Source organism: Exiguobacterium sp. ZOR0005 (assembly GCF_000798975.1).
Lineage (GTDB): Bacteria > Bacillota > Bacilli > Exiguobacteriales > Exiguobacteriaceae > Exiguobacterium > Exiguobacterium aurantiacum.
In genome coordinates, this window is the sequence record NZ_JTLB01000012.1 from 302308 (window position 1) to 326388 (window position 24081).

Below are 24081 nucleotides of genomic sequence, written 5' to 3' on the forward strand. Positions count from 1 at the left end.
CAAAAAAGGTTCGCCGCGGCGAACCTTTTTTGTCATGTCGTCTCATATTCAGCGATCCACTGTTCAAGCTCCTCGATCGGGAGCGGGCGCGAGAAGTGGTACCCTTGCATCTCATCGCAACCAAGTTTCTTCAGCGTCCGGCGCTGGCTGTCCGTCTCGATGCCTTCGCATACCGTCTTCAAGCCGAGGCCGCGGGCGAGCTCGATGATCGACTGGACGATGACGTTGCCGGTCGGATCGTTCTCCGTCGCTTGGATGAACTGGCGGTCGATCTTGATCTCATGGATCGGATAGTGCTTCAAATAAACGAAGGCCGAGAATCCGGTGCCGAAATCGTCGATTGAGATCGAGAACCCTTCAGTCCGAAAGGCGACGAAAGCGCTCCAGCACGCCAAGGAGACGCGGACACCGTTCGTCTGGTACGACGCGAGCATCCTCGCGCAGCTCCAATGGGCCGCGCTCATCGAGCAGGCGCTTCCCGATGCGATCTCAAAAGGACAGATCACTGTCGCCTATCAGCCGCAAGTCGAGTTGAAGACGGGCCGCATCGTCGGCGCCGAGGCGCTCGCGCGATGGCGTCACCCGGAGATCGGGCAAGTGCCGCCGAACGAGTTCATCCGTATCGCCGAGCGTTCCGACCAGATCCTCTGGTTGTCGCACTCGATTCTCGACCAGGTCATCGCCCAGCTCATCGCTTGGCGGGACACGCCGTTCGCGGACATCTCGCTGTCGTACAACTTGTCGGCCCATTCGGTCGACCCGTCCATCGTCGCGAAACTGCGGGACTTGATCGAACCATACCCGTGGCTCCCGGACCGGCTGAAGATCGAGCTGACCGAGTCGGCCGACATCATGTCACACACGGGCGAGCTCGACCGGCTCGAGGACATCGCCGACCTCGGCTACTGTCTGTCGATCGACGACTTCGGGACCGGCTACGCCTCGTTCGAAGCGATCTGGCATTTGCCGATCCAAGAAGTGAAGATCGACCGGATGTATGTGAGCGGCAAAGCGAAAGACAGTACGTCGTTCCTCCGGGCCGTCTCCCGCTTCGCGAGTGAACAACAGCTCACCTCGCTCGCCGAAGGCATCGAGACCGAAGAAGACCTCATCCGCATCCTCGCCGAAGGCGTCGACATCGGACAAGGTTACTATTACGCCCCCGCCCTCGAGACGAACGCGTTCGAGGCGTGGGTACGCGAAAAAACGGGCCACCTCGAAACGTGACCCGTTCTGGCCGGCTGACCTCGTGTCAGCCGGCCTTTCGTTTGAACATGTTCAGCACGAGCTTCAGCGCGATCAAACCGAAGATGATCGGCAAGACGACCGGCAGCGAACCGCGCGGCAACAGCCCGAAGACGATGAACACCGTCATCCCGACCGTAAAGAACAGCTTGATGCCCCGGTCCGTCGTGAACTTGTCCCACTGCCAGACGAGCAAGAGCAGCGCGAGCGGCGGGAAGAAGAACGTCAGGAAAAAGAACGGCATGTTGCGCGTGTACCAAGGATTCATCGCTCGATCACCTCCTCATACAACGCCCTCGTCGCCGCTTCCGTATCGAGGTTCAAATAGATCGGTTTGCCGCTCCAGTCGATGCGGATGACCGGACCGACGTCCCGATTGATGAAGAGGAGCACGTCTTCTTTATAAATCGTCTTGAAATGACCGGTGAAGCGCCCAGTCGTCACCGACCCGTTCTGTCTACGCTCGACACCGGGGAACGACGTCAACATGACGGCCGTCATGTCGTCGTACGGCACGGTTTGACCATAGGCGCCTTCGATGACGAGCGCCGACTCGGTGAGGGTGACCTCGGTCGGCTGCGAGAACCAAATCAACAGGCCCGGCACGACCGTCAGCAACAGCACGGAGACGAGCGCGAGCGGGATCAGTTTTTTCTTTCCACCCGGACGAAACCGGCCGGACTCGTCAAAGATGTTGCCGTCATACGCTTGGGCACGCCATAAGATCACGACGACGAACAAGAGCAGCCCGATGAAGAACGGCTCGAGCGGGATGTTCAAACGGAACGTCTCGATGGCGGCGATGAGGAGAAAGATGACGCCGATCCCGTAACACATGATGCCGATGAGCCGGGCGACCGACTTGATATCGACGCGGTCTTTCCGTTCCTGTTTCATCGTATTGTACCCTGAGATGAGGAAATGCCAGCCGAGCCGATGGACGGCGAAGCCGAGGAAAAACATAAGTACTGCCGCGATAACTAAAACCCACATGGATGGTCCCTCCTTCTCTTCCATTCTACGTGAAAGCGAGGGAAACGTTCCAACAATCGTCAGACACGCATAAAGAATCAATCATCTCGTATACTGACGATAAATCAGGACAAGGGGGAATTCGATGTATCGCACGAAACAAGACTTCATCACCGATTGGGAAGCGTCATCCCTCGGCACGCTCGACGTGCTCCGCGCCGTCACCGACGACGCGCTCACACAAGCAATCGTCCCGGGGCACAACTCGCTCGGCTGGATCGGCTGGCACGTGACGACCGCGCTCGGCTACTTCACGAACTTGCTCGGCTTTCGGCTGTCGGCCTTGAAATCACTCGCGCAACCGGCCGCGGCGAAAGCGATCGCCGACCAATATGAACGGTACGCACGAGAGATCGCAGACACGGCCGAACAGTTCACGGACGCGTACTTGCTCGAAGAAGTCGACGTCCACGGCACGATGAGACCGCGCGGCGCCGTGCTCCGGATGATGATGGACCACCAGACGCACCACCGCGGACAGATGACGGTGTTGCTCCGTCAAGCCGGTTTACCGGTCCCGGGCGTCATGGGGCCGACGAAAGAACAGATGGACGCCTAAAGACCCGCCGCCGGCGGGTCTTTGTCATTTCACGAAAACAGGCTCACGTTTTCCACACGGTTGTCGTTTCTCCTCGTCTGGATACAGGAAAAGAAAGACAGTGCTATGCCATCAATCCGAGAGGAGGTCCGACATGAGCCGCTCCCCATTTTCTGACATCCCGTTCCGCACCGTCCTCACCACCTTGTTCATCCTCTCTTTTATCGCCGTCGCCCTCCTCACGTTTTGGAGCGGCTATTATTGGAAAGAAAAAGCCGAGACGTCACGGCAAGCGATCACGAACATGACGTACGCCAAAGACGTCTCCGGCGTCGAGAGCCATCTCATCCTGTATTATGTCGCCCGGCAATACGAGCTCGAGCGCGCCGAGACGTTCACGCTCGTCTCCGACCAATATCGGGACCAGGCGCTCGAATACAACGAGGCGCTCATTGATGACGCCCGCGTCGGGCTGTCCGCCAGGGAACGCGACGCCGTCCTCTCTTTCTCCGACAACATCGAGCGCGCGACGTCCGGTGTCGGCACGGACTGGTTCCGGCTCGTCCCGTTCGACTTGTTGAAGTCGCTCGACCGCCGTTGGATTTACGACGGGCTCCGCCAGACGAATCAGGACAGTTCCCTCTATGAGGCGACGGACGCCTTACTCCGGCTTCAGATGGCGTATACACGCAACATCGACCGCGTCTTCGTCCTTGAACCGAACCCCGAACTAATCGCCGAATTCGAGACGTCGCTCTTGCCTGAACAAGCGCTCCTGCAAAACCTCGTCATCGAACGGCCCATCCTCGCCGAGACGATCGACGATCGAATCGATCAACTGTTCACTGCCCTCGGCCAGTTGACGAACGCCGACGTCCCGTATGAGGCCCGTTACGTCAGCGCCGTCATCTTCTATGACCAGACGCAGCGCATGCTCGACGCGATCAGCGACAAGGCGCTCACCGCCTTAGAACGCGAACGTCGCCAAGAGCAGACGTATTACGTGCTCACGCTCCTCGTCGGCATGATGACGCTCGCCTTGCTCGCCTACAGCTTCGTCCGGTATCGCCACCGTTACGGTTTCGACTTGGTCCACTTGAAAGAGCGCGTGCTCGCCATCGATCCGATGCTCGACCCGCCGACCCAGTCGTTCCCGGAACGGCACGACTTCGCCCCGGTCGAACAGGAATTGAAGCGCATCGCCCGTGACATGTCGCATACTGTTCATCATCTCGAGGCCAAGTCGTTCGAACTCGCGGAAGTGCACGAACGGTGGTCCTCACTGTTCACCGAGACCGGGCTCGCCATCGCCTTGATCAACGATAAATCCGAGATCATCGAACGCAACGATGTGTTCGAACGGCTGATCGGGGAACGGAACTTGTACGAGTTCAACCAACTGTTGACGTCGACCGGGCGCCGCTTGTGGGAGGACGGGCTCACCCACGTCAAACAAGAGCAACGGCCGAGCGAGTTCATCTTGTTCTTCGATGAGGTGCCGCGGCGTTACATGAGCGTCAAGCTGTTGCCGCTCGAAGTCGCGAACCAACACCACTACTATTTGATTTTAGAAGATGTGACGGAACGGATCTCACGCGAGCAAGAAGTCGACCGGCTCGTCCGCTATGACGAGTCGACGGGCCTGTTGAATGCGTACGGGTTCGCCCAGGCGTTCAAAAAACGCGGGCTCGGTGCGGCGAACGGCGTCTTCGTCGTCTTCAAAGTGAACGACTACCAACACGTGTCGGATTGGTACGGCACCGAGTACGCCGAGGCAGCCTTGAAGCGACTCATCGACAAGCTCGCGAAACGGTTGAAAAAATATGCGACGAGTCAACTCGGACGCTACCGCGACAACACGCTCCTCCTTTTCATCCAAGACGTTGATGAAGGGGACAAAGACGAGCTCGAGGATTTATTCCCGCGTGACTGGGACGAACGGACAAGGCGCCAAGTGCTCGATAGCCAATGCGGGATGGCCGTCGTCCGGATGCAACCGTACGACGAGGCGCTCAAACGGGCGATGAACGCGCTCCAGCTCGCCACCGAACACCGGACGCGCATCGTCTGGTACGACGACGAGGTGCTGCGCGAAGTCGAACGGCTCGCCTTGATCGAACGGGCGCTCCCCGAAGCGATCGGGGCCCGGCAAATCCGGATCGCCTACCATCCGCAAATCGAGCTCAAAACCGGGGCCATCGTCGGGGCCGAGGCGCTCGCCCGATGGGACAGTCCCGCCCATGGCACCATCGCCCCGGCTGAGTTTATCCGGATCGCCGAGAAGTCGGACCAGATTTTGTGGCTCTCTTTGAGCGTGTTGAAACAAGTCATCGAACAGCTCATCGTGTGGCACGACTCCCCGTTGTCCGCGCTCACCGTCTCTTACAACTTGTCGCCGCGCTGTCTCGATGAAACGATCGTCGACGTGTTGATCGAAACCGCGGCCGAACATCCGTGGATGACCGATCGGCTCATCATCGAATTGACGGAGTCGAGCGACCTTCTCGACTATCCGACCGACTTGAGCCAGCTCGACGCGCTCGCCCGCATCGGCTATCGCCTGTCGATCGACGACTTCGGGACCGGGTACGCATCGTTCGAGGCGATCTGGCACCTCCCCGTCCACGAAGTGAAGATCGACCGGATGTACGTCAGCGGCAAGGCGAAAGACTCACTGTCGTTCCTCCGCGCCGTCGCCCGTTTCACCCGGGAACAGCGGCTCGTGCTCGTCGCGGAAGGGATCGAGACGAAGCTCGAGTTGAAGCGCATGATCGAGGAAGGGATCGAGATCGGCCAAGGCTATTACTTCACCGAACCGCTCGACGCGGAAACGTTCAGCGCTTGGGCCGAAGCGCGCATGAAAAAAGACGAGACCAGTTGACGGTCTCGTCTCGTTTTATTTAGACGTCGGGGTGTTCGTCTTCTTTTGCATCCGGCCGACACCTTCATATTGCACATCGCGTGGGTCGCGCGCGAATTTCCAGGCGTTGCGGCCATCGACCAATCGCTTCTGCCGCATCCCGGCGAACGCTTCCGGTTTCAAGTTGACGAGTTCATCCCACTCGGTGACGAGGATGGCGTAGTCGGCACCGTCGAGCGCTTCTTCCACTGTCTCCGCTTGGCGGTAGTCCCATGTCGCGAGCGGGTCGTACCCGACGACCTCGACTTCTTGTAGGAGCAGTTGCTGGGCGAGCGCGATCGACGGGGCGTCGCGCATGTCGTCCGTCCCCGGCTTGAAGGCGAGTCCGAGGAACGCGACACGCATGCCGCGGGTCACGTCGAGCTTCGACAGCAAGTAGTGGAGCTGCGCCGTGTTCGTCTCGGCCGCTGCCCGGATGACCGGCAAGTCGAGACCGTTCTCTCCGGCCACGTGGAGGAGAGCGTTCATATCTTTCGGGAAACACGAGCCGCCGTAACCGAGACCGGCGTTCAAGAACGAGCGGCCGATGCGCGGGTCGAGCCCCATGCCGTCGGCGATTGTCGTGATGTCCGCCCCGGCCTTGTCAGCGAGACGCGACAAGTCGTTCATGAAACTGATCTTCGTCGCGAGGAAGGCGTTCGACGCGTACTTGATGAACTCGGCATTGATCGGTGACGTGCAGACGAGCGGGACGCCGAGGCGACCGTATATACCCGCGAGCTCTTCACACATCTCGAGGTTGTCGCTACCGATGACGACGCGGTGCGGCTTCAACACGTCGGCGAGGGCGCGTCCTTCCTGTAAGAATTCAGGGACGATGGCGAACGTGTGCGCTGGATACATCACGTTGAGTAAATCCGTCGTACCCGGCGGCACCGTGCTCCGGATGACGATCTTCTGTTTTGCCTTCACCTCGGCGAGCACGTCGTCGACGAACGTCAAATCGCAACTGCCGTCCTCCCGGCTCGGCGTTCCGACTGCGAGAAACAAATAATCGACGCCTGCTGTCGCGGCGATCTCGTCTGTCAACGTGATCGCGTCAGCGAATTCCTGCAGTACCTCGGCCATGCCCGGTTCGTGGAACGGGATCGCGCCACTTCTCAATTGTTCGAGTTTCGGTCCATGTTTCTCGACGCCGATGACCTCGTGGCCTGCTTTCGCCAGTCCACACAACGTCGCCAGTCCGACGTACCCAAGACCAATGATTCCAATTTTCACGCTAGTTCCTCCTTCAATCATCTACTTTCAACTGTATCGAAACACCGCCCGTATGGGAAGACTTCAACGTGCCGCCACATTCGGTTTCATCGCTCGAAAGTGCGTGTTCACGCATGAAAATGCTATAATGGGTCAAAATGACGCTAGAAAGGACTAACCGCATGGGCTTACTCGCTTTCTTTTTGATCACGTTACTCATCTATTATTGGTTTCCGGTCCAGGGGGGACTGAAAACGTTCCTATTGATTCTCATCATGGTGAGCGGTTGGCTCTCCATCTTTGAAATCGTCTCCATTTTGGAAGCCCGTCCATGGGTCGCCGCCCCGTTGCTGCTCATCATCGGCCTCGTCGTCTGGAAGTGGCGTATAAATCGAAATCAGCAACAAAGGAGCGTTTGACGTGAGTCAGATGCTTTTTTTATTCGATGGAAAGTTGAAAAAACCTGCCAACGCCTCAGATTCTTCGCTCTCATAAAAACATCATCGCCTGTTCTTTCACGTTTTCAAACGGAACAGGAATAGATAAAGAGACTACCGAAATGAGGGATACGGATGACCGTCATGACATGGATCACCGCGGCGTGTGTCGCCGGCACGATCAGCATCATTTTCATCTGGCTCGCCGACGAGCCGGTCGAGCGCGTCAAACTGCAACTGTTCGCCACCGCGCTCTATCTCGTCCTCGTCGCGTCAACGATCTACTTCCACCAACTGGAACGAGACTTCGGCGAGGTGGCCCAAACGTTGTCGGCGGCCACGGTCGATCACGATGAACAGTTGCTCGCCTTGGAGGAGAAACACGCCGACGCATTGGCGTGGCAAGCGATTCAAATCGAGCGTGACGTGACCGAGAAGCTCGAGGCCCGCTACGCCGCCCGCGAGGACACAATGAAAGACCATCTGTTCTTGAAAGTCGTCGATCTAGAAGAAGTCATCAAGACGCAACGCGGCGAGATTTACGCCCTCGAGGACCGGCTCCGCGAGGCCGAGGCGATGAACGAGGAGCTCGCGTTCGCCCTCGCGGACGCCGAGCGCTTGATCGACACAACGACCGACGAAACGGAAAACATCGTCTTTTTTGAGACGTACGGATCGTGTGAGGACTTGAACGCCGTCTACCCGGACGGCGTCCCGCTCGAGCACGACGCCTATCTGCTCACGTTCGACACCGATTTCGACGGCGTCGCCTGTGGACAAAACGACACCCGCTGAACTTGTCAGCGGGTGTCGTGTGCGTTATTCGGTCGGTACGTCGACGACGTCGCCCGCCTTGATGTCCCCGTTCATCACCCGCTCCATCTCGTCGACGCTGAACGCGTCGAGCAGTTTGATGCCGTTGACATAAACGGTCGGCACGTAGTCGACGCCGAGGTCGCGTGTATACAAGCGGGCGTTCTGGATACCGACATCGACTTGCGGGGCGAGCAACGCCTCCGCGTCGGCCTCGAACAAGTCCGCGAGCCGGCGTACGTACGCTTCTGTCCCATAATCCTCGACCGTCTCGGCATCGAGCCCGATCTGACGCTGCACGTCATAGTAGCGTCCCGGCATGAGCCGTTCCGCGTTCGCGTCGACCGTCGCGAGCAGTTGTGACTTCTCGTTCAATAAGACGAGCGGCTGTCCTTTAAACGTCGCCTCCCCCGTCTCGAGGAAACGTGACTCGACTTCCGGCAAGACGCTCTCCATCCACTTCTTGCACCACGGGCAACTGTAATCGAACACGAAGACGATCTCATGCGGACCGTCCCCGAGCGCCACTTTCTCATCGAGCGGCAGTTCGTACGACGTGTATGTGAACCGTTCGCCCGTCTCGTCCGCCTCGCCCGTCGCGCAAGCCGCGAGCACCAACACCATTCCGACCATCAACCATGCCAATCGTTTCATATGCACCCTCCATTTGTTCACTATTTCACATAAATAGTTATAGCACGTCTCCTTTAAAACCTCGAGTGACGTTCTGTTCACAATTGCTCGGGCCAACAAAAAAGAAGCGTCCCGACGCGGGTCAGGCTCGCTCCATGATGATGTCTCGATTCAACCGTCCAATCTCGAGGAACCCGTGCCGGTTATAAAACCGGATGGCCCGGTCGTTGTCCGCCTCGACGTGGAGCCGCACGACGCGTTTCCCGGTGCGCTTCATCTCATCAGCCAACGCATCCAATAGCGTGTGCCCGCTCCCAGCCGGAACCTCCGGCAACACGCAAATATGACTGATGAACGCCACATCCGTATCCATGTACGCCGAGAGCAGACCGACGAGCCGGTCGTCCTGCCATAACTCGAACGATGTCGCCCGGTCGTGCAGCTTCTCGGCATACGCACGCAAGTCGACCCGCTCGGACAATCTCGTCGGGAACAAGTCGTCACACGCCTCGAGATGGGCCACGTAGTCGTCGACCGACCCGCGGCCGAGCGTGATCATACGTCCTCCAAGACGGCAGCGCCGAACCCGTCACGCCCGAACGCGTTGCCGTTATAGAGCAGGTAGTGGCGTCCCTTCATCTCGAACACGTGCGGATAACATTCCATGTCGGCGTCCCAACCGGTATCGCTCCGCTCGAACCCGAGCGCGGCGTCATCCCGCGTCCAGTCGACGAGGTCGTCCGAATAGGCGTAGCCGAGCCGATAACCGCGCGTCGGGTCGGTCCGGAAGCCGAACGTGTCGCGGAAGCAGAACACCATGTGATAGCGTCCGTCCGCCTCGAACACGGTCGGCAGCGCCTGGCTCTCGTCCGGGATGGCGTCCGGCACGACCCGTCCGTGCCGCGTGAACGACTGTCCGTCAGTCGATGTGGCGAGGGCGATCTTATACGTCCGTTCGGCGACCCCGTCCGGTCCTTCTTTCCACGTCGTGCCGTAAATGTAGTACATGTACTGCCGCTCGCGCGTGACGACGAACGGGTCCCCGACGAGGAACGGCTCATCGACACTCGCCGACAGCACCGGCCCGTCCCCGAGCCGCTCGAACGTCAGCCCGTCGTCACGGCTGACCGCAAGGCCGATCCCTGTCTCGACCGACACCGACTCGCGGCGGCTCCATCCGCTCGTGTAGCCGTATAAGCCACCCTTCGTCCGGGTGACGTGGAACGGGAAGATGCCGTGCTCGTCGAACGTGCCGAGCTTGCCGAGCGGGATGACCGCTTCGTGTGACACACGGATCACCTCGAACGCAGGCGTCATATCGACGTAGCGGACGTGGCTCTTGAACGTGCCGTCCGTGTCCGGCTCCCGCGTCGAGAAATAGATGCGGACGAAGTCATCGAAGACGAGCGCCTGCGGCGACTGCGCGAACGCCGAATAGTCACCGAAGAAACCGTACGGCTCTGGGTCGAAGATGTGTCCGAGCTTCTTCCATCTCATGTCGTCCCCTCCTTCCGTTCGGCGATGCCGAACCCGGCCCGTCCGACCTCGTTGCCGAGGTATAACAAATAGCGTTTGCCGTTCAGCGTGAACGTGTGCGGATACGCGACCATCTCGTCGTCGAATCCCGTCTCAGCGCGCGTGAACTTCATGACCGCATCGTCCCGCGTCCAGTGGAGGAGGTCCGGTGACGACGCGTAACCGAGACGATACGTCCGTTCCGGGTTTTTCCGATAGTCGGTCGCGTCGCGGTAACAGAAGAACATGTGATAGCGGCCGTCCTCATAGAAGACGTCCGGGCTCGCCTGCGCCTCGTCGGGAAGCACGCTGTCGATCAAGTCGCGGTGCTGTTTCTCCCACGTCACACCGTCTGTCGACGTCGCGAGACGGATTTTATACACCGGCTCTGGGCGCTCCCCGTCTAGAATCCATTCGCGTCCGGCGATATAGAACAAGTACCACGTGTCATTAAAACGTCGGATCTTCGGCCCGCTCAAGATGAACGGTTCGTCGAGCGTGTACGACAGGATCGGTCCCGGACCGACACGCTCGAACGTCTTGCCGCCGTCCCGGCTGACGGCCTTGCCGATGTTGACGTTGAACGGGACCGACACGGTGCGCGTCCAACCCCCGTAATAGGCGTGCACCTCGTCACCGACGTCGATCGCCGAGAACGGATAGACGCCGAACTCGTCGAACGTCCCGCGCGCCCCGAGCTCGAGCACCGGACGCTCGCTCACCCGCAGCACCGAGAAGTCGTCCTTGTCGACGTCGACGTAACCGCTGTAGCTGACGTACCGTCCGTCGACCGGTTTCGGGCGGCAACTGAAATAGATGCGCAAATACGTGTCGCGCTCGAGGACGGACGGCGCTTGCGCGAACGCGTCCATCCAGTCGAGGTCCGCGTCCCGTTCCGGGCTGAACAACAGCCGCCGGTTCTCCCATTCATACGTCTTCACCGTCTCCATCTCGTTCACCCTTTCGCGTACATCGTTTCGTAGTACGTTGCGTACTCACCCGATACAATCCGATCGACCCATTCGGGATGTGTGACGTACCAGTCGATCGTCTCGCGCAAGCCCTGCTCGAACGTATAGAGCGGACGCCAGCCGAGCTCGGTCGTGATCTTCGTGTTGTCGATCGCGTAGCGGCGGTCGTGTCCGGGCCGGTCGGCGACGAACGTGATCTGCGAATCGTCACGCCCAAGTTGTGCGAGGATGAGTCGGACAATCGTCAAGTTCGTCATCTCGTTATTGCCGCCGATGTTGTACACGTCACCGACACGTCCACGCTCGGCCACCGTCCAGATGGCGTGGCAATGGTCGCTCACGTGGAGCCAGTCCCGGATCTGTTGGCCGTCACCGTACACCGGTAGCGTCTCGCCGCGCTCGGCGCGTTGGATCATGAGCGGGATGAGCTTCTCCGGGAACTGGTACGGGCCGTAGTTGTTGCTGCAACGGGTGATGTTGACCGGCAATCCGTACGTCTCATGATAGGCGCGCACGATCAAGTCCGAGCTCGCTTTCGACGCCGAGTACGGACTGTTCGGTGCGAGCGGCGTCGCCTCGGTGAAATATCCGTCCGCACCGAGCGTGCCGTATACTTCATCCGTCGAGACGTGGACGAACTTGACGCCTTCCCGATAGTCCCGGGAATGTTTGTCGTCCGGCGCCACGTTCCAGTGCCGTCTCGCCGCATCGAGCAGTACTTGCGTGCCGAGCACGTTCGTCGTCAAGAACACGTCCGGCTCGAGGATGCTCCGGTCGACGTGCGACTCGGCCGCGAAGTGGACGACCCGGGTGACGTCATAGTCCCGGAACACCGCCTCGACCGTCGCTTTGTCACGGATGTCCCCTTTGACGAACACGTAGCGCGGGTCGTCGATGTCTTGGAGCGTCTCGAGGTTGCCGGCATACGTCAGCGCGTCAAGGTTGATGATGCGCCACGACGCGTTTGCCAGTAGCATCTTTATGAAGTTTGATCCGATGAACCCGGCTCCGCCAGTTACGAGTAAAGTCTTCATGCTCCTCACGCTCCTCTTCTAAAAGGGATAAGATGTACTGCCCGTAGTCCGTCATTTTCAACGTCTGCCCGATGTCGCGCAATTGGCCCGAAGTAATGAACCCACGGCGCCAGGCGATCTCCTCGAGACAGGCGATGTAGTAGCCTTGCCGCTCCTGCACCGTCTGGACGAACACCGACGCCTTGATCATCCCTTCCGGCGTCCCCGTGTCGAGCCACGCCATCCCACGCCCGAACAAGACGACGTTCAAGTCGCCCGCCTCGAGGTACATCTGGTTGATCGACGTGATCTCGAGCTCACCGCGCGGCGACGGCTCGACCCGTTTCGCATACTCGACGACGCGGTTGTCATAAAAGTAGAGGCCCGGGACGGCGTAGTTCGATTTCGGTTGGGCCGGCTTCTCTTCAATTGACAAGACGCGGCGATTCTCGTCGAACTCGACGACGCCGAACGCCCGCGGGTCTTTCACCGGATAGCCGAACACGGTCGCGCCTTTCGTGCGCCCTTTCGCGTCACGGAGGAAGCTCGTCAAGTCGGGGCCGTAGAAGACGTTGTCCCCGAGGATGAGGCAGACCGAGTCGTCCCCGATGAAGTCTTCGCCGAGAAGAAATGCGTCAGCGAGGCCGACCGGTTTCTCCTGCACTTTGTACGTGATCGACACGCCGAGCTGATGGCCGTCACCGAACAGTCGCTCGTAACCGGCGATGTCTTTCGGTGTCGAGATGAGCAGGATGTCTTGGATCCCGGCGAGCATCAACACCGACATCGGGTAGTAGATGAGCGGCTTGTCGTAAATCGGGAGCAGCTGTTTCGATACGGCTTTCGTCATCGGATAGAGCCGCGTGCCATTGCCGCCGGCTAAGATGATTCCTTTCATGGTCGATTCCCTCCTTCGATGATCACGTCACAGATGCGGTCCACCATCTCCATCGTCAAATCCGGGTAGAGCGGCAGCGTCAAGATGCGGTCCGACACGTACTTGGCGTTCGGGACGTTCGCCTCGAATGCATAACAGGCGAAGTCGGTGACGAGCGGATAGAAATATTTCCGGGCGAAGATGCCGTGCTCGGCGAGCCAATCCATCATCTCGTCGCGGCGCCGCCGGTCGCCTTTGAACAGGACCGGGTAATACGCGTAGTTCGATTCCGTCCCCTCTGCCCGCCGGTTCAATCGTAGCGTCGGGACGTCCTTGAGCCGCTCGTCGTAGCGTTCGACGATGGCACGGCGCTTCCGGACGTCATCTTGGAAGCGGGGCAAGTTGCAGCGGCCCATCGCCGCCTGGAACTCGTTCATCTTGGCGTTGCCGCCGACCGCTTCGACCGACTCGGGGCCGGTGATGCCGAAGTTGACGGCCAAGTCGACGGCCGTTTTGAACGCGCCGTCGCGATAAGCGAGCGCGCCGCCCTCGATCGTATGGAACACTTTCGTCGCGTGGAAACTGAACATGCTCATGTCCCCATATGTGGCGATGCTTTGACCGTCGTGCGTGACGCCGAACGCATGGGCCGCGTCATAGAGGACTTTCAGCCCGTACCGTTTGGCGATGCGGTCGATCTCCTCGACGTGGCAGACGTTGCCGTACACGTGGACCGGCAGAATCGCGGTCGTCTTCTCGGTGATGAGCGCCTCGAGCTTCGTGACGTCGATCGTATAGTCGATCGGGTTGATGTCACAAAACACCGGGGTGATGCCTTTACGGACGAGCGCGTGCGTCGTCGAGGCGAACGTGAACGGGGTCGTGATGACCTCGCCGGTGAGTCCGAGCACGTCGATCGCCGTCTCGAGCGCCAAGTGCCCGTTCGTGAGCAGCGAGACGTACGGGACGCCGAGGACGTCCGTCAGCTCGGATTCGAGGGCGCGGACGTGCGCCCCGTTGTTGCTGAGCCAACGCGTCTCAAAGAGCGGCCGGATCATCTCGACGTAAGCCTCGAACTCAGGCATCGACGGCCGTGTCACTTGGATCGGCGGGGCCAGATCGTGTTGTGGTAAATTCATCTCCGTTTCCCTCCTTTACGGTTAGACGAGTGTATAAGCGTCGAGCAACTGACGCACGTCTCGTCTCGAATTGAACATGAGCACGTCGATGATCGACAAGTTCGGGACGAACGTGTTGCCGAACTGCCGATACGTGACGGTCCCCATCTCGATGAAGTCGAGGCGGACACCGTCCCGGCCGAACCGGTCTTTGTCGTAGAGCGCCCGTCCCCCGATCGCATTGATGTAATGGTCGGCCCCGAGGTGATGGCATAGGTCGAGGACGAGGTCGCCGCATTTGAGCGTCTTGTCGTTCGCGAGCGATGACGCATAGAGGAGCGGCGTGTCGAGCCCGATATAGTTGCGGATCTCGGTCAATTGCTTGCCGAGATAGACGGCGACGTTTCGTTCGTCGTCGCGGATGAGGCGGGTGACGAGCGGCATGACGTCGCCATAGAACGGCGCTTTCTTATAGGCGTGCTCGAGCAAGCGGAGTTGATAGCGGTCATTCGCCTTGTCGTCTCGCCGGTCATGCTCGTTGATCTTTCGATGTTGCGACATGTGGTCGATCGTCATGTGGATCGGTTTCGCCGCGCCGTCGAGCAAGATCTGGTTGCGATGGATCCAACCGTGTTTGATGAATTGCACGTCATCGAGGATGACGAATGCGTCGACGGCCGCCATCAGTTGGAAGTAGCCGAGGTATGGGAAGTAGTACGGTTGCATGATGGCGAGTCTCATCCGGTCCACTCCTTTAGGCAAATTGACGTTCCCGGAGCCGAATGAGCCATTCGGTCACGAGCGGTTGCTTGACCATCAAATACGGGCGGATTCGATCTTTGCCGACGAAGCGGTCGAGATACCGGTCGTAGCGCGGCGACTTCAAAGCGGCATGGTCGCGTTTCAACCGATGGAGCCCGACCTCGAACGAGATGCGCGACAGCTCGAGCTCCTCGTGGAATTTTCCTTCCGTATATGCGTCGAACGTGTCGAGGAACGTGATGAACGCCTCATGGCGCTTGATGTCGCGCTCCCGGTTCCCTTCGTTCCAGATCGTCGTCGCCGAACCGACGACACCGTAGCGATAGACGCTCATCGCCTCGGGCATGTAGTAGGCGTAGCCTTTGCTCGCCACGTACAGCTTCATCGAGCCATCGCTCGCCGGCGTGTCTTTCAGCCAGTCCGGGGCGTTCGCGATCAAGCCGTTCGGATACAGCATCGACATCGTCGGGATGAAGCCGAGCAGTTGCAACTCGCCGGCCGTGTACGTCCGGGCCGTCTTCGAGGCGAGCAACTTGTTCTCCGGCAGCCACGGGATGACGCGCCAGTCGACGTGCACGTGGCCGTCCATCTCGACGTAGGCGTCGTGGAAGCAGAGCGTGCAGTCCGGGTGTGCCTCCATATAGTCGACTTGCTTTTGCAGCTTGTACGGGTCGGTCCAATAGTCGTCGCCGTCACAGAGGGCGACGTATTTACCGCGGGCACGCTCTTCGTTCAACCGGTTGATGAACACGCCTTTCGAGTATTGGTTCTCCGTCTGATAGATGACCCGGATCTTGTCCGGGTGCTTCTCCTCGTAAGAGCGGATGATGTCGGCCGTCCGGTCGGTCGACGCGTCCTCGTGGATGAGGATCTCGAAGTCGAAGTCCGTCCGCTGCGCGAGGAAGCTCTCGATCGTCTTGCCGATATACGCCTCGTGGTTGTACGTGATGCAGTTGATGCTCACCATGATCATCGCGCTTCCCCTCCTTCCATGACCTCTTGTCCGTCGACCGTTGCGGCGAACGTGTCGGGCCGGCTCGGGTCGAACGGTTCGTTCACCCACATGACGGTGACGAGGTCGGTCGTCCCGACGTTTTCAATGTTATGGACGTAGCCGGCCGGGATGTCGACGACTTCGAGCGTCTCCCCGCTCACATGGAACGTCATGATTTCTTCCATGCCGACCGGCCGCAATCGGATGACGCCCTCGCCGCTGACGACGAGGAACTGTTCATGTTTCGTGTCGTGCCAATGCTCGCCTTTCGTGATGCCGGGCCGCGCGACGTTGATCGACACTTGGCCCCGGTCCGGCGTCTTCAAAAATTCAGTGAACGAACCGCGGGCGTCCCGGTGCATCGTGAGCGGCGTGACGATCCGCTCGCGCGGCAGATAACTCGTGTACGTACTGTACAGCTGTTTCGTGAACGCGTCGGCCAAGTCCGGCACCCCGCGCGCCTGCCGCATCGCCTCGAACGTCTCGAGCGTGCGGACGACGTCGATCAAACGGACGTCATGCGCCTCGACGGACGGATAGAGGCCGATGTCTTCACGCAGCGTCTCGAGGAACGAAGTGACGACCGTGTCGACGTGGGCGAGGGTGAGCACGCGTTCCGGGTCGGTGACGGTGATGGCCTCGCCGCGGGCAATCTGATGACAGAACGTCGTGACGGCACTGTTGTAGAACGGGCGCCCCCACTTCCCGAACAAGTTCGGCAGCCGGTACAAATGGACGCGCGTCTCGGCCCGTTCGCCATAGACGACGAGCACGTCTTCGGCCGCGCGCTTGCTCTCGCCGTATGGGTTCGCCGCTAGCGCTTGCGTCGACGAGGCGAAGACGACCGGCACCGGATTGTACGATAACAGCTCGGTCGCGATCAACTCGGTCAAGTCGACGTTCCCTACCGTGAACTCGGCCGGGTCATCCGGACGGTTCACACCGGCGAGATGGAAGACGAAGTCGGCCCGGCGCAGCATCTCGCTGCGTGCGGAAGGACTCGTCTGTTTCGTGATGGGAAGGACGTGGTGCCCCGCCGCTTGCAAGGCGTGCGCCACGTGTCTTCCTAGAAAACCGTTGGCGCCGGTGACGACGATATCCATAGTTTCTCCTCCTTTTTTCGGTTCGGCAGGACGTGCAAGTTCACCCAGCTCTCCGGCGCATCGAGCAGACGGAGCATCGTCTCCGTGTCCGTGAAGCGAAGGACGAGACTGCCGAGCGATTTGTTCGCCCCGTCAAAGCGCGGGATGTTGGCCCCGACGGTGTACACCAAGTTCGACTTGATGATCTCGTAGTCGTCCGGTGTGAAACTGAGGCCGACGAAGCGGCCCGGGACTTGGCTGCCGAGGATGAAGTACGATGACGGCACGGTCACCGGCTTCATCTCGAGTGTGACCGGAAGACCGAGCGCGAGGTCGATCGTCGCGCTCACCATGTCGACGCCCGTCGCCTGTTCGATCACTTGCGGGATGTAGTTGCCGCCGTTGCGCGGGCCGATGTCCATCAAGTAGACGTCGTCCCCGCTGACGAAGATATCGAAGTTGAGCGGCCCGTTCTTCAAACCGATGCGCGTGATCATGCGCTGGAGCGTCTCGTGGACGTTCGTCAAGACGTGCGGCGGTTGGACACTTGGAAAGCTCGCGGCGACGGGTGCGAACGGGTTGACGCCCCGCGTGTTGAAATGGCTGTTGCCGAAGCAACGAAAGACGAGCTCACCGTCGAGGACGAAGCCGTCCCCGGCGACTTGGTAGCCGTCGCGTTTGATGAACTGTTCGACGACGATCTCCCCGCCTGGTGAGACGGCGAAGGCGGCCGCGAGTTTCTCACGGATCTTCCTGGGTGGGTCGCTTGCCGAGATTTTGCTGATCCCTTTGCTCCCGGACGAGTCGGCCGGTTTGACGACATGGTTGCCGCGCATCGTCGATAGCGCCGACACCGCGGTCTCGAGTTCCGTGAACGCGTACGCCTCGGGCGTCGGGAAGCCGTTCGCTTTCAAGAACGCCCGGAACTTCGCTTTGTTCGTCAGCGTCTCGACCGTTTGGAACGGGTTCGTGACGAGCCCGAGCGCTTCTCCGACGTAGGCGGCGGTACGGGCGGCCGGGTCCGAGGCGTAGGCGATGATGCCGTCGATCCCTTCCTCGTGGGCCAACTCGAGCACGGCGTCACGGTCGAGCGAGCTCACACAATAATACCGGTCGGCGACGTTACGACCCGGATTGTCCGGTAGGTAGTCGCATAGGATCGTGAAGATCCCCTTTTCTTTCGCTTTCAAGATGACTGGCACTTGATGCATCGCTCCTCCGAGCAGCATGAGCTTGACCATGGTGTTGTTCTCCTTTGTCGTCAGATGAAATGATGGATTGAATGAAATCTCGGTACGTCGCCGCCGTCGCCGTGTTGCGACGATGGTCGACGTTTTGTTTCGACACGGCCCCGTGAATCCAGAGCAACCGCGGGTCATCCAAATACCGGCGGAGCGACGCGGCGAGTGAGGCGGCCGTCGGCTCACATTTGAAGCAGTTCTCCCCTTCCTGCAAGTGACGCGCCACGTTGTCGACGTGATGGCTGACGATGACGCCCATACCTGACGCGCACGCCTCGACAATCGTCAAGTTGCCGTTCGAGTACGTCGCCGGCAAGACGAGGATGTCGGAATCCCGGTAGACGAGATGCAAGTCGTCCCACGACGCGATTTGGTCGAGGAACGTGACGTCCTCGAGCCCGTGCGTCGCGATGAACGCACGACACGCCTCGTACAAGTGGCCGTCCCGGTTCAAAGCGAGCGACACGTGCGGATAATCCGCCTTCAGCTGCCGGTACGCCTCGAGGGCGACGAGCGGCTGGTAGCGTTCGACCAACCGGTTCGCGAACAAGATACGCACCGGGTCGTTCGGACGTTTCAACCGGAGCGGATGGTCGAAATACGCCTCGATATCGATCGGATACGGGGCGTTCACGACTTGGTCGGCCCGAAAACCGAACTCGTCGACGAACTGGTCACGGGCGACTTGTCCCATGCCGAAGATGAGGTCGGCGTCTCGGAACATGGCGCGGAACAGTTGCGTCTTCTTCGGGCCGCTCGCCCGGGTGAGCAGTTTGTCCGACCCCGCGTCCTCGTCGTCAACGATGCGGATCGGCTCGCTCAAGATGACGACTTTCATGCCGAGCCATCGTGCATACCGTAGCAGGAGCGCATGGAACGGGGTGAAGCCGCCGAGAAGGAGCACGTCCGGTTTAAAGCGATATAGCTCTTTGAACACGTTTAGCGATACGTAATTGAGCCGACTCGTATAGATCGAACCGCTGAGCACTTTGCACCGTTCCCCGAGCGGCACTTTCCACCACGTCGGGCGCCGGTCGATCAGCTGTTCATAAAACCAGAACTCGGTCTCGAAATGTGCCTGGAGCGCGTCACAGAACTTGACTTGATACGGCGCGGCGATGTTCGAGAGGAAGACGAGACGCGGTTTCATGGCGTCACCCGATTCGTTTCGTCGATGCCGGAAGGTGCCACGCCGCCAGTTCTTCTCGGATGTAAGGGAGCGTCAAGAGGAGCTGTTTCACCGCCTCGACGTCGAGCTGCTCCGTGTTGTTCGAATTGTATTCGCCTTGGACGGTCAGCTCTTGGCTGCCTTCACTGAAATACTTGTCATAGTTGAGGTCGCGGTTGTCGGCCGGGACGCGGAAGAAGCCGCCCATGTCCTCGGCGACGACATGCTCTTCGCGCGTCATGAGCGTCTCGAACGCCTTCTCGCCGTGCCGCGTGCCGATCACTTTCACCGGATTGTCGACACCGAACAGCTGTTTCAGCGCCTCGGCGAGCACACCGATCGTCGAGGCCGGTGATTTTTGGACCATGATGTCGCCGGCGTGCGCATGGTTGAACGCGAAGACGACGAGTTCGACGGCATCGCTCAAACTCATGAGGAAACGAGTCATGAGCGGGTCGGTGACGGTGAGCGGCTCGCCTTGCTTGATTTGTTCGACGAAGAGCGGGATGACCGAGCCGCGCGACGCCATGACGTTGCCGTAACGGGTGCCGCAGATGAGCGTCTGCTCCGGCCCGACGCCGCGCGCCTTGGCGACGAACACTTTTTCCATCATCGCTTTCGAGATGCCCATCGCGTTGATCGGATACGCCGCCTTGTCGGTCGACAGGCAGATGACTTTCGCCACGCCCGCCTCGACGGCCGCGTTCAACACGTTCTCCGTGCCGAGGATGTTCGTCTTGACGGCCTCGATCGGGAAGAACTCGCACGACGGCACTTGTTTGAGCGCCGCGGCGTGGAACACGTAGTCGACGCCGTACATCGCGTTCTTCACGCTGTTCGGGTCGCGGACGTCACCGATGTAAAATTTGAGTTTGTCGTCGTTGTAGCGTTTACGGATGTCTTCTTGTTTTTTCTCGTCACGCGAGAAGATGCGGATTTCTTTGATGTCGGTATGGAGGAAACGCTCCATGACGGCGTTGCCGAAAGAGCCGGTCCCGCCCGTGATGAGGAGTGTCTTGTTCGAGAACATGAGGAGTCTCCTTTCTAGGTGTGTGATCAAGGATGTCAGGAGTCGTGTATGGAGTCTTTTACCCGCCAAATTTGAAATGAATTGGTAATACGAGGGAAGCGTCTATCATTTTTTCGCAACATGCGTCATCTCTTTTTCTTTCAGCGGGACGGCCTCAGGCGGGGTGACGCTCCCTTCGATGATGCCTTCCTTGAGCAGGACGTTGCGCACGGTCATGGCGAGGCAGAGCAAGTCGAGCCGGTGACCCATATGACGGACGTAATCGCCGTCAAGCTTCGCCTTCACGTCGATCGGCAGCTCGTCGCGGCCTTTCACTTGCGCCCAACCGGTCAGGCCGGGCACGACATGCGTCGCCCCTTCCTTCCGCCGCGCCTCGATCAAGTCGTCCTGGTTCCATAGTGCCGGGCGCGGCCCGACGAGCGACATGTCGCCTTGCAGGATGTTGATCAACTGCGGCAACTCGTCAAGGCTCGTCTTCCGGAGAAAGGCGCCGATTTTCGTGATGTGTTTCGTCGCGTCGTTGAACAAGTGCGTCGGCACGTCGTTTGGCGTGTCGTCCCGCATCGTCCGGAACTTGTAGATCCAAAACAGCGTCTCGTCCCGTCCGACGCGTTGTTGTCGGAAGAAGACCGGCCCTCTCGAGTCGAGCTTGATGAGGACAGCGAGCATCAAAAACAACGGGGCGAGCACGACCAGGGCGGTCGCGCTCACGAGTACGTCAAAGCGGCGCTTCTGGTTCAAGTAGCGCATCGTTCACACCTCCTTCGTCTCGTGACGGACCGGCTCTTGTTTCCACACCTCGCGCATGACGTAGTCGGTGTACGACAGCAAGATGCGGAGCACCTTGTCCGACACGTTCGGCATCGCGTAGTCGGCGACGAGCCGCAGCGGCGTCTCTGTCTCTTCGAGCACGCGAAGCGCCTGGAGCACCCGGTCGCGTTTCAGCCCGACCATCATCGCCGCCCCTTCTTCCATCGCCTCCGGCCGTTCGTGCGCCTGACGGATGTTGAGCCCTTTCAGCCCGAGAATCGAGCTCTCCTCGCTTATCGTGCCGCTGTCGCTCAAGACCGCCTTCGCGTGCAGTTGCAGCTTGACGTAGTCGCTGAACCCGAGCGGTTTGAGCGTCTGGATGTGCGGATGGAGTGGCACGCCCGTCTCGCGGATCCGTTTCGCCGTGCGCGGGTGCGTGCTGACGATGAGCGGCACGTCGTACGTCTTCGCGACGGCGTTCAGCGTCTCGATGAGGTCATAGAAGTTCTCGTCCGAAGAGATGTTCTCGTCCCGGTGCGCCGAGACGACGAAGTAGCCGCCTTCCGTCAACCCGAGCCGTCCGAGCACGTCCGAGCGGTCGATCTTGTCGCGGTGGCGCGTGAGCACTTCGTACATCGGGCTGCCCGTCTTGATGATGCGGTCGGCCGGGAGTCCTTCTTTCAACAAGTACTCGCGGGCGATGTCGCTATACGTCAAGTTGACGTCGGCGATATGGTCGACGATGCGGCGGTTCGTCTCTTCCGGCACCCGCTCGTCGAAGCAACGGTTGCCCGCCTCCATATGGAAGATCGGGATCTTGTGGCGCTTCGCGGCGATGGCGGCGAGGCAGCTGTTCGTGTCGCCGAGGATGAGGACGGCGTCCGGTCTCTCCGCGGCGAGCACCGGGTCGACGGCGATCAAGATGTTGCCGATCGTCGCCATCGGTCCGTCGGCCGAGGCGTCGAGAATGTAGTCCGGCGTCTGGAGCCCGAAGTCTTCGAAGAAGATCTCGTTCAGTTCATAGTCATAGTTCTGGCCGGTATGGACGAGGACGTGGTCGATCGCGTCGGACGCCTCGAGCTTATGGATGACGGCAGACAAGCGAATGATTTCAGGCCGTGTCCCGACGATGGTCATCACTTTCAGTCGCTTCATGGGGTTCCCTCCTAGGATGTGTGATGGATGGATAGGATACGGAGCTTCACTTGGGCGAAGAGTTGACGGATGAGCCCTTTCTCACTGTCGTCAAAGGCGAGCAGCCACATGATGACGGTATAGAGAAGGACGAACCCGATGCCTTTGACGGCGAGCCCGAACAAGTTCGTCGCCGGGAACAGCTGTTGGATGCCCCAGCCGAGCGCCGTGTAGATTGCGAGCCCTGGTAACAGTTTCAAGTGGCACGCCCGAAAGAAGCCTACGACATCGAGCTTCAGTACGCGGTAGTAGATGACGTTCATGTAGAGGACGAGCCCGACCGTGTTGCCGAGGCAGATCGCGAAGGCCGCCCCGATCGGTCCGTAGATCGGGATGAGGAGCGGCGACAGCGTCATGCTGATAACGGCGACGATCAAGGACGCGAACGCCCGGTACTTCACTTTGTTCTCGGCGATGAGCGTCGTGTTGCCGATGTCTTGCGTCAGCGTCACGAGGCTCGGGGCGACGAGGAGGAGCGCGATGTAATACGAGTCGTTGAATGCCTCCCCGACCCATAAGTGCATGAACTCGCGGCCGAGGATGAAGAACGACGTGACGATCAAGCCGACGATATAGAGCTGGATGCGGCCGATGCGGACGAAGAGCGTGGCGATGGCGCCCCGGTCGTCGCGCGAGATCATCCGGCTCACTTTCGGGAGGAACAAGAAGCCGAGCGCCGAGGCGATCGTCCAGACGTAGCCTTCGATGACCATCCCGACCGAGAACAAGGCGATCGAGGCGCTGCCAGCGAGCATCCCGAGCAGGCTCGGGGTGATGTTCAAGACGAAGCGCTGGGCGACGAGCGTCACCGTGCTCCACGACGTGAAGCTGAAGATGTCTTTATAGATGCCGGGATCCCGTTCGGTGAAGTTGGCCCGGACCGTCGTCTTCCGCCGGATGAAGACGTACTCGATCAACAAGACGAGCGTGCCGACGAAGGCGTTGACGAGGACGAGGGCGTACAGCCCGTACCCGAGGGCGAGCGCCGTCACCATGAGCACGACGGTCGCAATCTTTTCCCCGAGATGGAGCGCGCTCGCGAACAAGAACTGCTCGTGCGAGACGAGGATGCCCGAGAACGGCTTCGTCGGGAACGACACGACGATGAAGAGACCGGCGATGATGTAGAGCACTTTGAGCGAATCGAGCTCACCCGGCGTCAGCCCGGCGTAAATCGAGTCGAGGAAGAAGTAGACGACCGCCAAGATGATGAACAACGCGATGGCGAGCCCGATGAACAGCTTATAGGCGACACCGAGGAACCGGGCCGCCTTCTCTTCTGACCCTTCGGCGAGATACTTGCTCATGAACCGTGACACGGCGGCGTCGAGACCGAAGTCCATCGCGAACATGCTGATGAGCGAGATGGTGAGCATGTAGAGCCCATAGCTCGCCTGGCCGATCTCTTGGATCATCCACGGGGTGTAGATGAGTCCGGACAGGATGCCGAAGAAGATTTGTGTGTACGACATGGCGGCCCCGTATTTGATTTTTCGCGTGCTCGCGGCCTCATCGGGCTCGACGCGTGTCGACATGTGGGTTCACCTCTCT

At 59.8% G+C, this 24081-nt stretch carries 25 protein-coding genes; 5 read left to right on the forward strand and 20 right to left on the reverse strand.

The window, feature by feature from the left end; translation table 11 throughout:
• Window positions 1-32: 32 nt before the first annotated feature.
• Window positions 33-434, reverse strand: coding sequence for an EAL domain-containing protein (locus tag L971_RS05145; RefSeq protein WP_231557565.1), 402 nt, complete (start codon window positions 432-434; stop codon window positions 33-35).
• Here L971_RS05145 and L971_RS05150 point away from each other — a divergent pair.
• Window positions 325-1227, forward strand: a complete 903-nt coding sequence (locus L971_RS05150) for an EAL domain-containing protein (protein WP_047374704.1) — start codon at window positions 325-327, stop codon at window positions 1225-1227. The two genes, L971_RS05145 and L971_RS05150, sit on opposite strands and share 110 nt — an antisense overlap.
• A 25-nt stretch (window positions 1228-1252) precedes the next feature.
• Here the strand turns inward: L971_RS05150 and L971_RS05155 are convergent, their stop codons facing one another.
• A complete protein-coding gene (locus L971_RS05155) occupies window positions 1253-1513 on the reverse strand; it encodes a hypothetical protein (RefSeq protein WP_047374706.1) in 261 nt (86 codons plus the stop codon).
• The gene (locus tag L971_RS05160) at window positions 1510-2238 is read right to left on the reverse strand and encodes a DUF3784 domain-containing protein (protein WP_047374708.1); all 729 of its coding nucleotides are present in this window, start codon (window positions 2236-2238) and stop codon (window positions 1510-1512) included. The genes L971_RS05155 and L971_RS05160 overlap by 4 nt, the downstream gene beginning before the upstream one ends.
• 124 nt (window positions 2239-2362) lie before the next feature.
• Between L971_RS05160 and L971_RS05165 the strand changes: the two genes are divergently transcribed.
• Together L971_RS05165 and L971_RS05170 are read left to right on the forward strand one after the other, a co-directional pair.
• Entirely contained in the window at window positions 2363-2836 is a 474-nt protein-coding gene (locus tag L971_RS05165; protein ID WP_047374710.1) for a DinB family protein, read from the forward strand.
• 133 nt (window positions 2837-2969) lie between these two features.
• Window positions 2970-5696, forward strand: a complete 2727-nt coding sequence (locus tag L971_RS05170) for an EAL domain-containing protein (RefSeq protein WP_052200281.1) — start codon at window positions 2970-2972, stop codon at window positions 5694-5696.
• 15 nt (window positions 5697-5711) lie between these two features.
• On the opposite strand, the gene L971_RS05175 is transcribed toward L971_RS05170, so the two are convergent.
• Entirely contained in the window at window positions 5712-6953 is a 1242-nt protein-coding gene (locus L971_RS05175; protein WP_047374712.1) for a UDP-glucose/GDP-mannose dehydrogenase family protein, read from the reverse strand.
• A gap of 161 nt (window positions 6954-7114) precedes the next feature.
• Here L971_RS05175 and L971_RS05180 point away from each other — a divergent pair, with 161 nt between their 5' ends.
• Window positions 7115-7351: a hypothetical protein gene (locus tag L971_RS05180; RefSeq protein WP_047374714.1), complete on the forward strand. Its 237-nt coding sequence runs from the start codon at window positions 7115-7117 to the stop codon at window positions 7349-7351.
• A 153-nt stretch (window positions 7352-7504) separates the two neighbouring features.
• Window positions 7505-8164 carry an excalibur calcium-binding domain-containing protein gene (locus tag L971_RS05185; protein WP_047374717.1) on the forward strand — a complete coding sequence of 220 codons (660 nt, stop codon included), beginning with the start codon at window positions 7505-7507 and terminating at the stop codon, window positions 8162-8164.
• Between the two features lie 24 nt (window positions 8165-8188).
• On the opposite strand, the gene L971_RS05190 is transcribed toward L971_RS05185, so the two are convergent.
• From L971_RS05190 to L971_RS05265, 16 genes are all read right to left on the reverse strand, one after another.
• Entirely contained in the window at window positions 8189-8836 is a 648-nt protein-coding gene (locus L971_RS05190) for a thioredoxin domain-containing protein (RefSeq protein ID WP_052200283.1), read from the reverse strand.
• A 121-nt stretch (window positions 8837-8957) separates the two neighbouring features.
• Complete coding sequence (locus L971_RS05195; RefSeq protein ID WP_029334402.1) at window positions 8958-9374, reverse strand: N-acetyltransferase; 417 nt, start codon at window positions 9372-9374, stop codon at window positions 8958-8960.
• Complete coding sequence (locus L971_RS05200; RefSeq protein ID WP_047374720.1) at window positions 9371-10312, reverse strand: hypothetical protein; 942 nt, start codon at window positions 10310-10312, stop codon at window positions 9371-9373. Before L971_RS05200 ends, L971_RS05195 begins: the two co-directional genes overlap by 4 nt.
• Window positions 10309-11280 (reverse strand): glycosylase, encoded by a 972-nt coding sequence (locus L971_RS05205; protein ID WP_024370700.1) that lies wholly within the window; start codon window positions 11278-11280, stop codon window positions 10309-10311. Before L971_RS05205 ends, L971_RS05200 begins: the two co-directional genes overlap by 4 nt.
• Window positions 11281-11285: 5 nt before the next feature.
• Complete coding sequence (gene rfbB / locus L971_RS05210) at window positions 11286-12335, reverse strand: dTDP-glucose 4,6-dehydratase (protein WP_024370701.1); 1050 nt, start codon at window positions 12333-12335, stop codon at window positions 11286-11288.
• Window positions 12238-13212 carry a glucose-1-phosphate thymidylyltransferase RfbA gene (gene rfbA / locus L971_RS05215; protein ID WP_024370702.1) on the reverse strand — a complete coding sequence of 325 codons (975 nt, stop codon included), beginning with the start codon at window positions 13210-13212 and terminating at the stop codon, window positions 12238-12240. Before rfbA ends, rfbB begins: the two co-directional genes overlap by 98 nt.
• Window positions 13209-14330 carry a DegT/DnrJ/EryC1/StrS aminotransferase family protein gene (locus tag L971_RS05220; RefSeq protein ID WP_024370703.1) on the reverse strand — a complete coding sequence of 374 codons (1122 nt, stop codon included), beginning with the start codon at window positions 14328-14330 and terminating at the stop codon, window positions 13209-13211. Before L971_RS05220 ends, rfbA begins: the two co-directional genes overlap by 4 nt.
• 21 nt (window positions 14331-14351) lie before the next feature.
• Window positions 14352-15050 carry a WbqC family protein gene (locus tag L971_RS05225; protein ID WP_047374723.1) on the reverse strand — a complete coding sequence of 233 codons (699 nt, stop codon included), beginning with the start codon at window positions 15048-15050 and terminating at the stop codon, window positions 14352-14354.
• A 13-nt stretch (window positions 15051-15063) separates the two neighbouring features.
• Window positions 15064-16044 (reverse strand): glycosyltransferase, encoded by a 981-nt coding sequence (locus L971_RS05230; RefSeq protein ID WP_024370705.1) that lies wholly within the window; start codon window positions 16042-16044, stop codon window positions 15064-15066.
• A complete protein-coding gene (locus L971_RS05235) occupies window positions 16041-17168 on the reverse strand; it encodes an NAD-dependent epimerase/dehydratase family protein (protein ID WP_047374727.1) in 1128 nt (375 codons plus the stop codon). Before L971_RS05235 ends, L971_RS05230 begins: the two co-directional genes overlap by 4 nt.
• Window positions 17132-18388, reverse strand: a complete 1257-nt coding sequence (locus tag L971_RS14930) for an acetyl-CoA carboxylase biotin carboxylase subunit family protein (RefSeq protein ID WP_047374729.1) — start codon at window positions 18386-18388, stop codon at window positions 17132-17134. The genes L971_RS05235 and L971_RS14930 overlap by 37 nt, the downstream gene beginning before the upstream one ends.
• Window positions 18270-19538, reverse strand: a complete 1269-nt coding sequence (locus tag L971_RS05245; protein ID WP_052200285.1) for a glycosyltransferase family 4 protein — start codon at window positions 19536-19538, stop codon at window positions 18270-18272. The genes L971_RS14930 and L971_RS05245 overlap by 119 nt, the downstream gene beginning before the upstream one ends.
• 4 nt (window positions 19539-19542) lie before the next feature.
• A complete protein-coding gene (locus L971_RS05250; protein ID WP_047374731.1) occupies window positions 19543-20586 on the reverse strand; it encodes a polysaccharide biosynthesis protein in 1044 nt (347 codons plus the stop codon).
• 105 nt (window positions 20587-20691) lie between these two features.
• Window positions 20692-21336 carry a sugar transferase gene (locus tag L971_RS05255; RefSeq protein WP_047374733.1) on the reverse strand — a complete coding sequence of 215 codons (645 nt, stop codon included), beginning with the start codon at window positions 21334-21336 and terminating at the stop codon, window positions 20692-20694.
• 3 nt (window positions 21337-21339) lie between these two features.
• The gene (gene wecB / locus L971_RS05260) at window positions 21340-22491 is read right to left on the reverse strand and encodes a non-hydrolyzing UDP-N-acetylglucosamine 2-epimerase (protein WP_047374735.1); all 1152 of its coding nucleotides are present in this window, start codon (window positions 22489-22491) and stop codon (window positions 21340-21342) included.
• An 11-nt stretch (window positions 22492-22502) separates the two neighbouring features.
• Window positions 22503-24065: an oligosaccharide flippase family protein gene (locus L971_RS05265; protein ID WP_047374737.1), complete on the reverse strand. Its 1563-nt coding sequence runs from the start codon at window positions 24063-24065 to the stop codon at window positions 22503-22505.
• Window positions 24066-24081: the final 16 nt, after the last annotated feature.

Coding starts and splice junctions, on each gene's coding strand:
- L971_RS05145 (WP_231557565.1), bottom strand. CDS start 434: ATGCTCGCGTCGTACCAGACGAACGGTGTCCGCGTCTCCTTGGCGTGC.
- L971_RS05155 (WP_047374706.1), bottom strand. CDS start 1,513: ATGAATCCTTGGTACACGCGCAACATGCCGTTCTTTTTCCTGACGTTC.
- L971_RS05160 (WP_047374708.1), bottom strand. CDS start 2,238: ATGTGGGTTTTAGTTATCGCGGCAGTACTTATGTTTTTCCTCGGCTTC.
- L971_RS05165 (WP_047374710.1), top strand. CDS start 2,363: ATGTATCGCACGAAACAAGACTTCATCACCGATTGGGAAGCGTCATCC.
- L971_RS05170 (WP_052200281.1), top strand. CDS start 2,970: ATGAGCCGCTCCCCATTTTCTGACATCCCGTTCCGCACCGTCCTCACC.
- L971_RS05180 (WP_047374714.1), top strand. CDS start 7,115: ATGGGCTTACTCGCTTTCTTTTTGATCACGTTACTCATCTATTATTGG.
- L971_RS05185 (WP_047374717.1), top strand. CDS start 7,505: ATGACCGTCATGACATGGATCACCGCGGCGTGTGTCGCCGGCACGATC.
- L971_RS05190 (WP_052200283.1), bottom strand. CDS start 8,836: ATGAAACGATTGGCATGGTTGATGGTCGGAATGGTGTTGGTGCTCGCG.
- L971_RS05195 (WP_029334402.1), bottom strand. CDS start 9,374: ATGATCACGCTCGGCCGCGGGTCGGTCGACGACTACGTGGCCCATCTC.
- L971_RS05200 (WP_047374720.1), bottom strand. CDS start 10,312: ATGAGATGGAAGAAGCTCGGACACATCTTCGACCCAGAGCCGTACGGT.
- L971_RS05205 (WP_024370700.1), bottom strand. CDS start 11,280: ATGGAGACGGTGAAGACGTATGAATGGGAGAACCGGCGGCTGTTGTTC.
- rfbB (WP_024370701.1), bottom strand. CDS start 12,335: ATGAAGACTTTACTCGTAACTGGCGGAGCCGGGTTCATCGGATCAAAC.
- rfbA (WP_024370702.1), bottom strand. CDS start 13,212: ATGAAAGGAATCATCTTAGCCGGCGGCAATGGCACGCGGCTCTATCCG.
- L971_RS05220 (WP_024370703.1), bottom strand. CDS start 14,330: ATGAATTTACCACAACACGATCTGGCCCCGCCGATCCAAGTGACACGG.
- L971_RS05225 (WP_047374723.1), bottom strand. CDS start 15,050: ATGAGACTCGCCATCATGCAACCGTACTACTTCCCATACCTCGGCTAC.
- L971_RS05230 (WP_024370705.1), bottom strand. CDS start 16,044: ATGATCATGGTGAGCATCAACTGCATCACGTACAACCACGAGGCGTAT.
- L971_RS05235 (WP_047374727.1), bottom strand. CDS start 17,168: ATGGATATCGTCGTCACCGGCGCCAACGGTTTTCTAGGAAGACACGTG.
- L971_RS14930 (WP_047374729.1), bottom strand. CDS start 18,388: ATGGTCAAGCTCATGCTGCTCGGAGGAGCGATGCATCAAGTGCCAGTC.
- L971_RS05245 (WP_052200285.1), bottom strand. CDS start 19,538: ATGAAACCGCGTCTCGTCTTCCTCTCGAACATCGCCGCGCCGTATCAA.
- L971_RS05250 (WP_047374731.1), bottom strand. CDS start 20,586: ATGTTCTCGAACAAGACACTCCTCATCACGGGCGGGACCGGCTCTTTC.
- L971_RS05255 (WP_047374733.1), bottom strand. CDS start 21,336: ATGCGCTACTTGAACCAGAAGCGCCGCTTTGACGTACTCGTGAGCGCG.
- wecB (WP_047374735.1), bottom strand. CDS start 22,491: ATGAAGCGACTGAAAGTGATGACCATCGTCGGGACACGGCCTGAAATC.
- L971_RS05265 (WP_047374737.1), bottom strand. CDS start 24,065: ATGTCGACACGCGTCGAGCCCGATGAGGCCGCGAGCACGCGAAAAATC.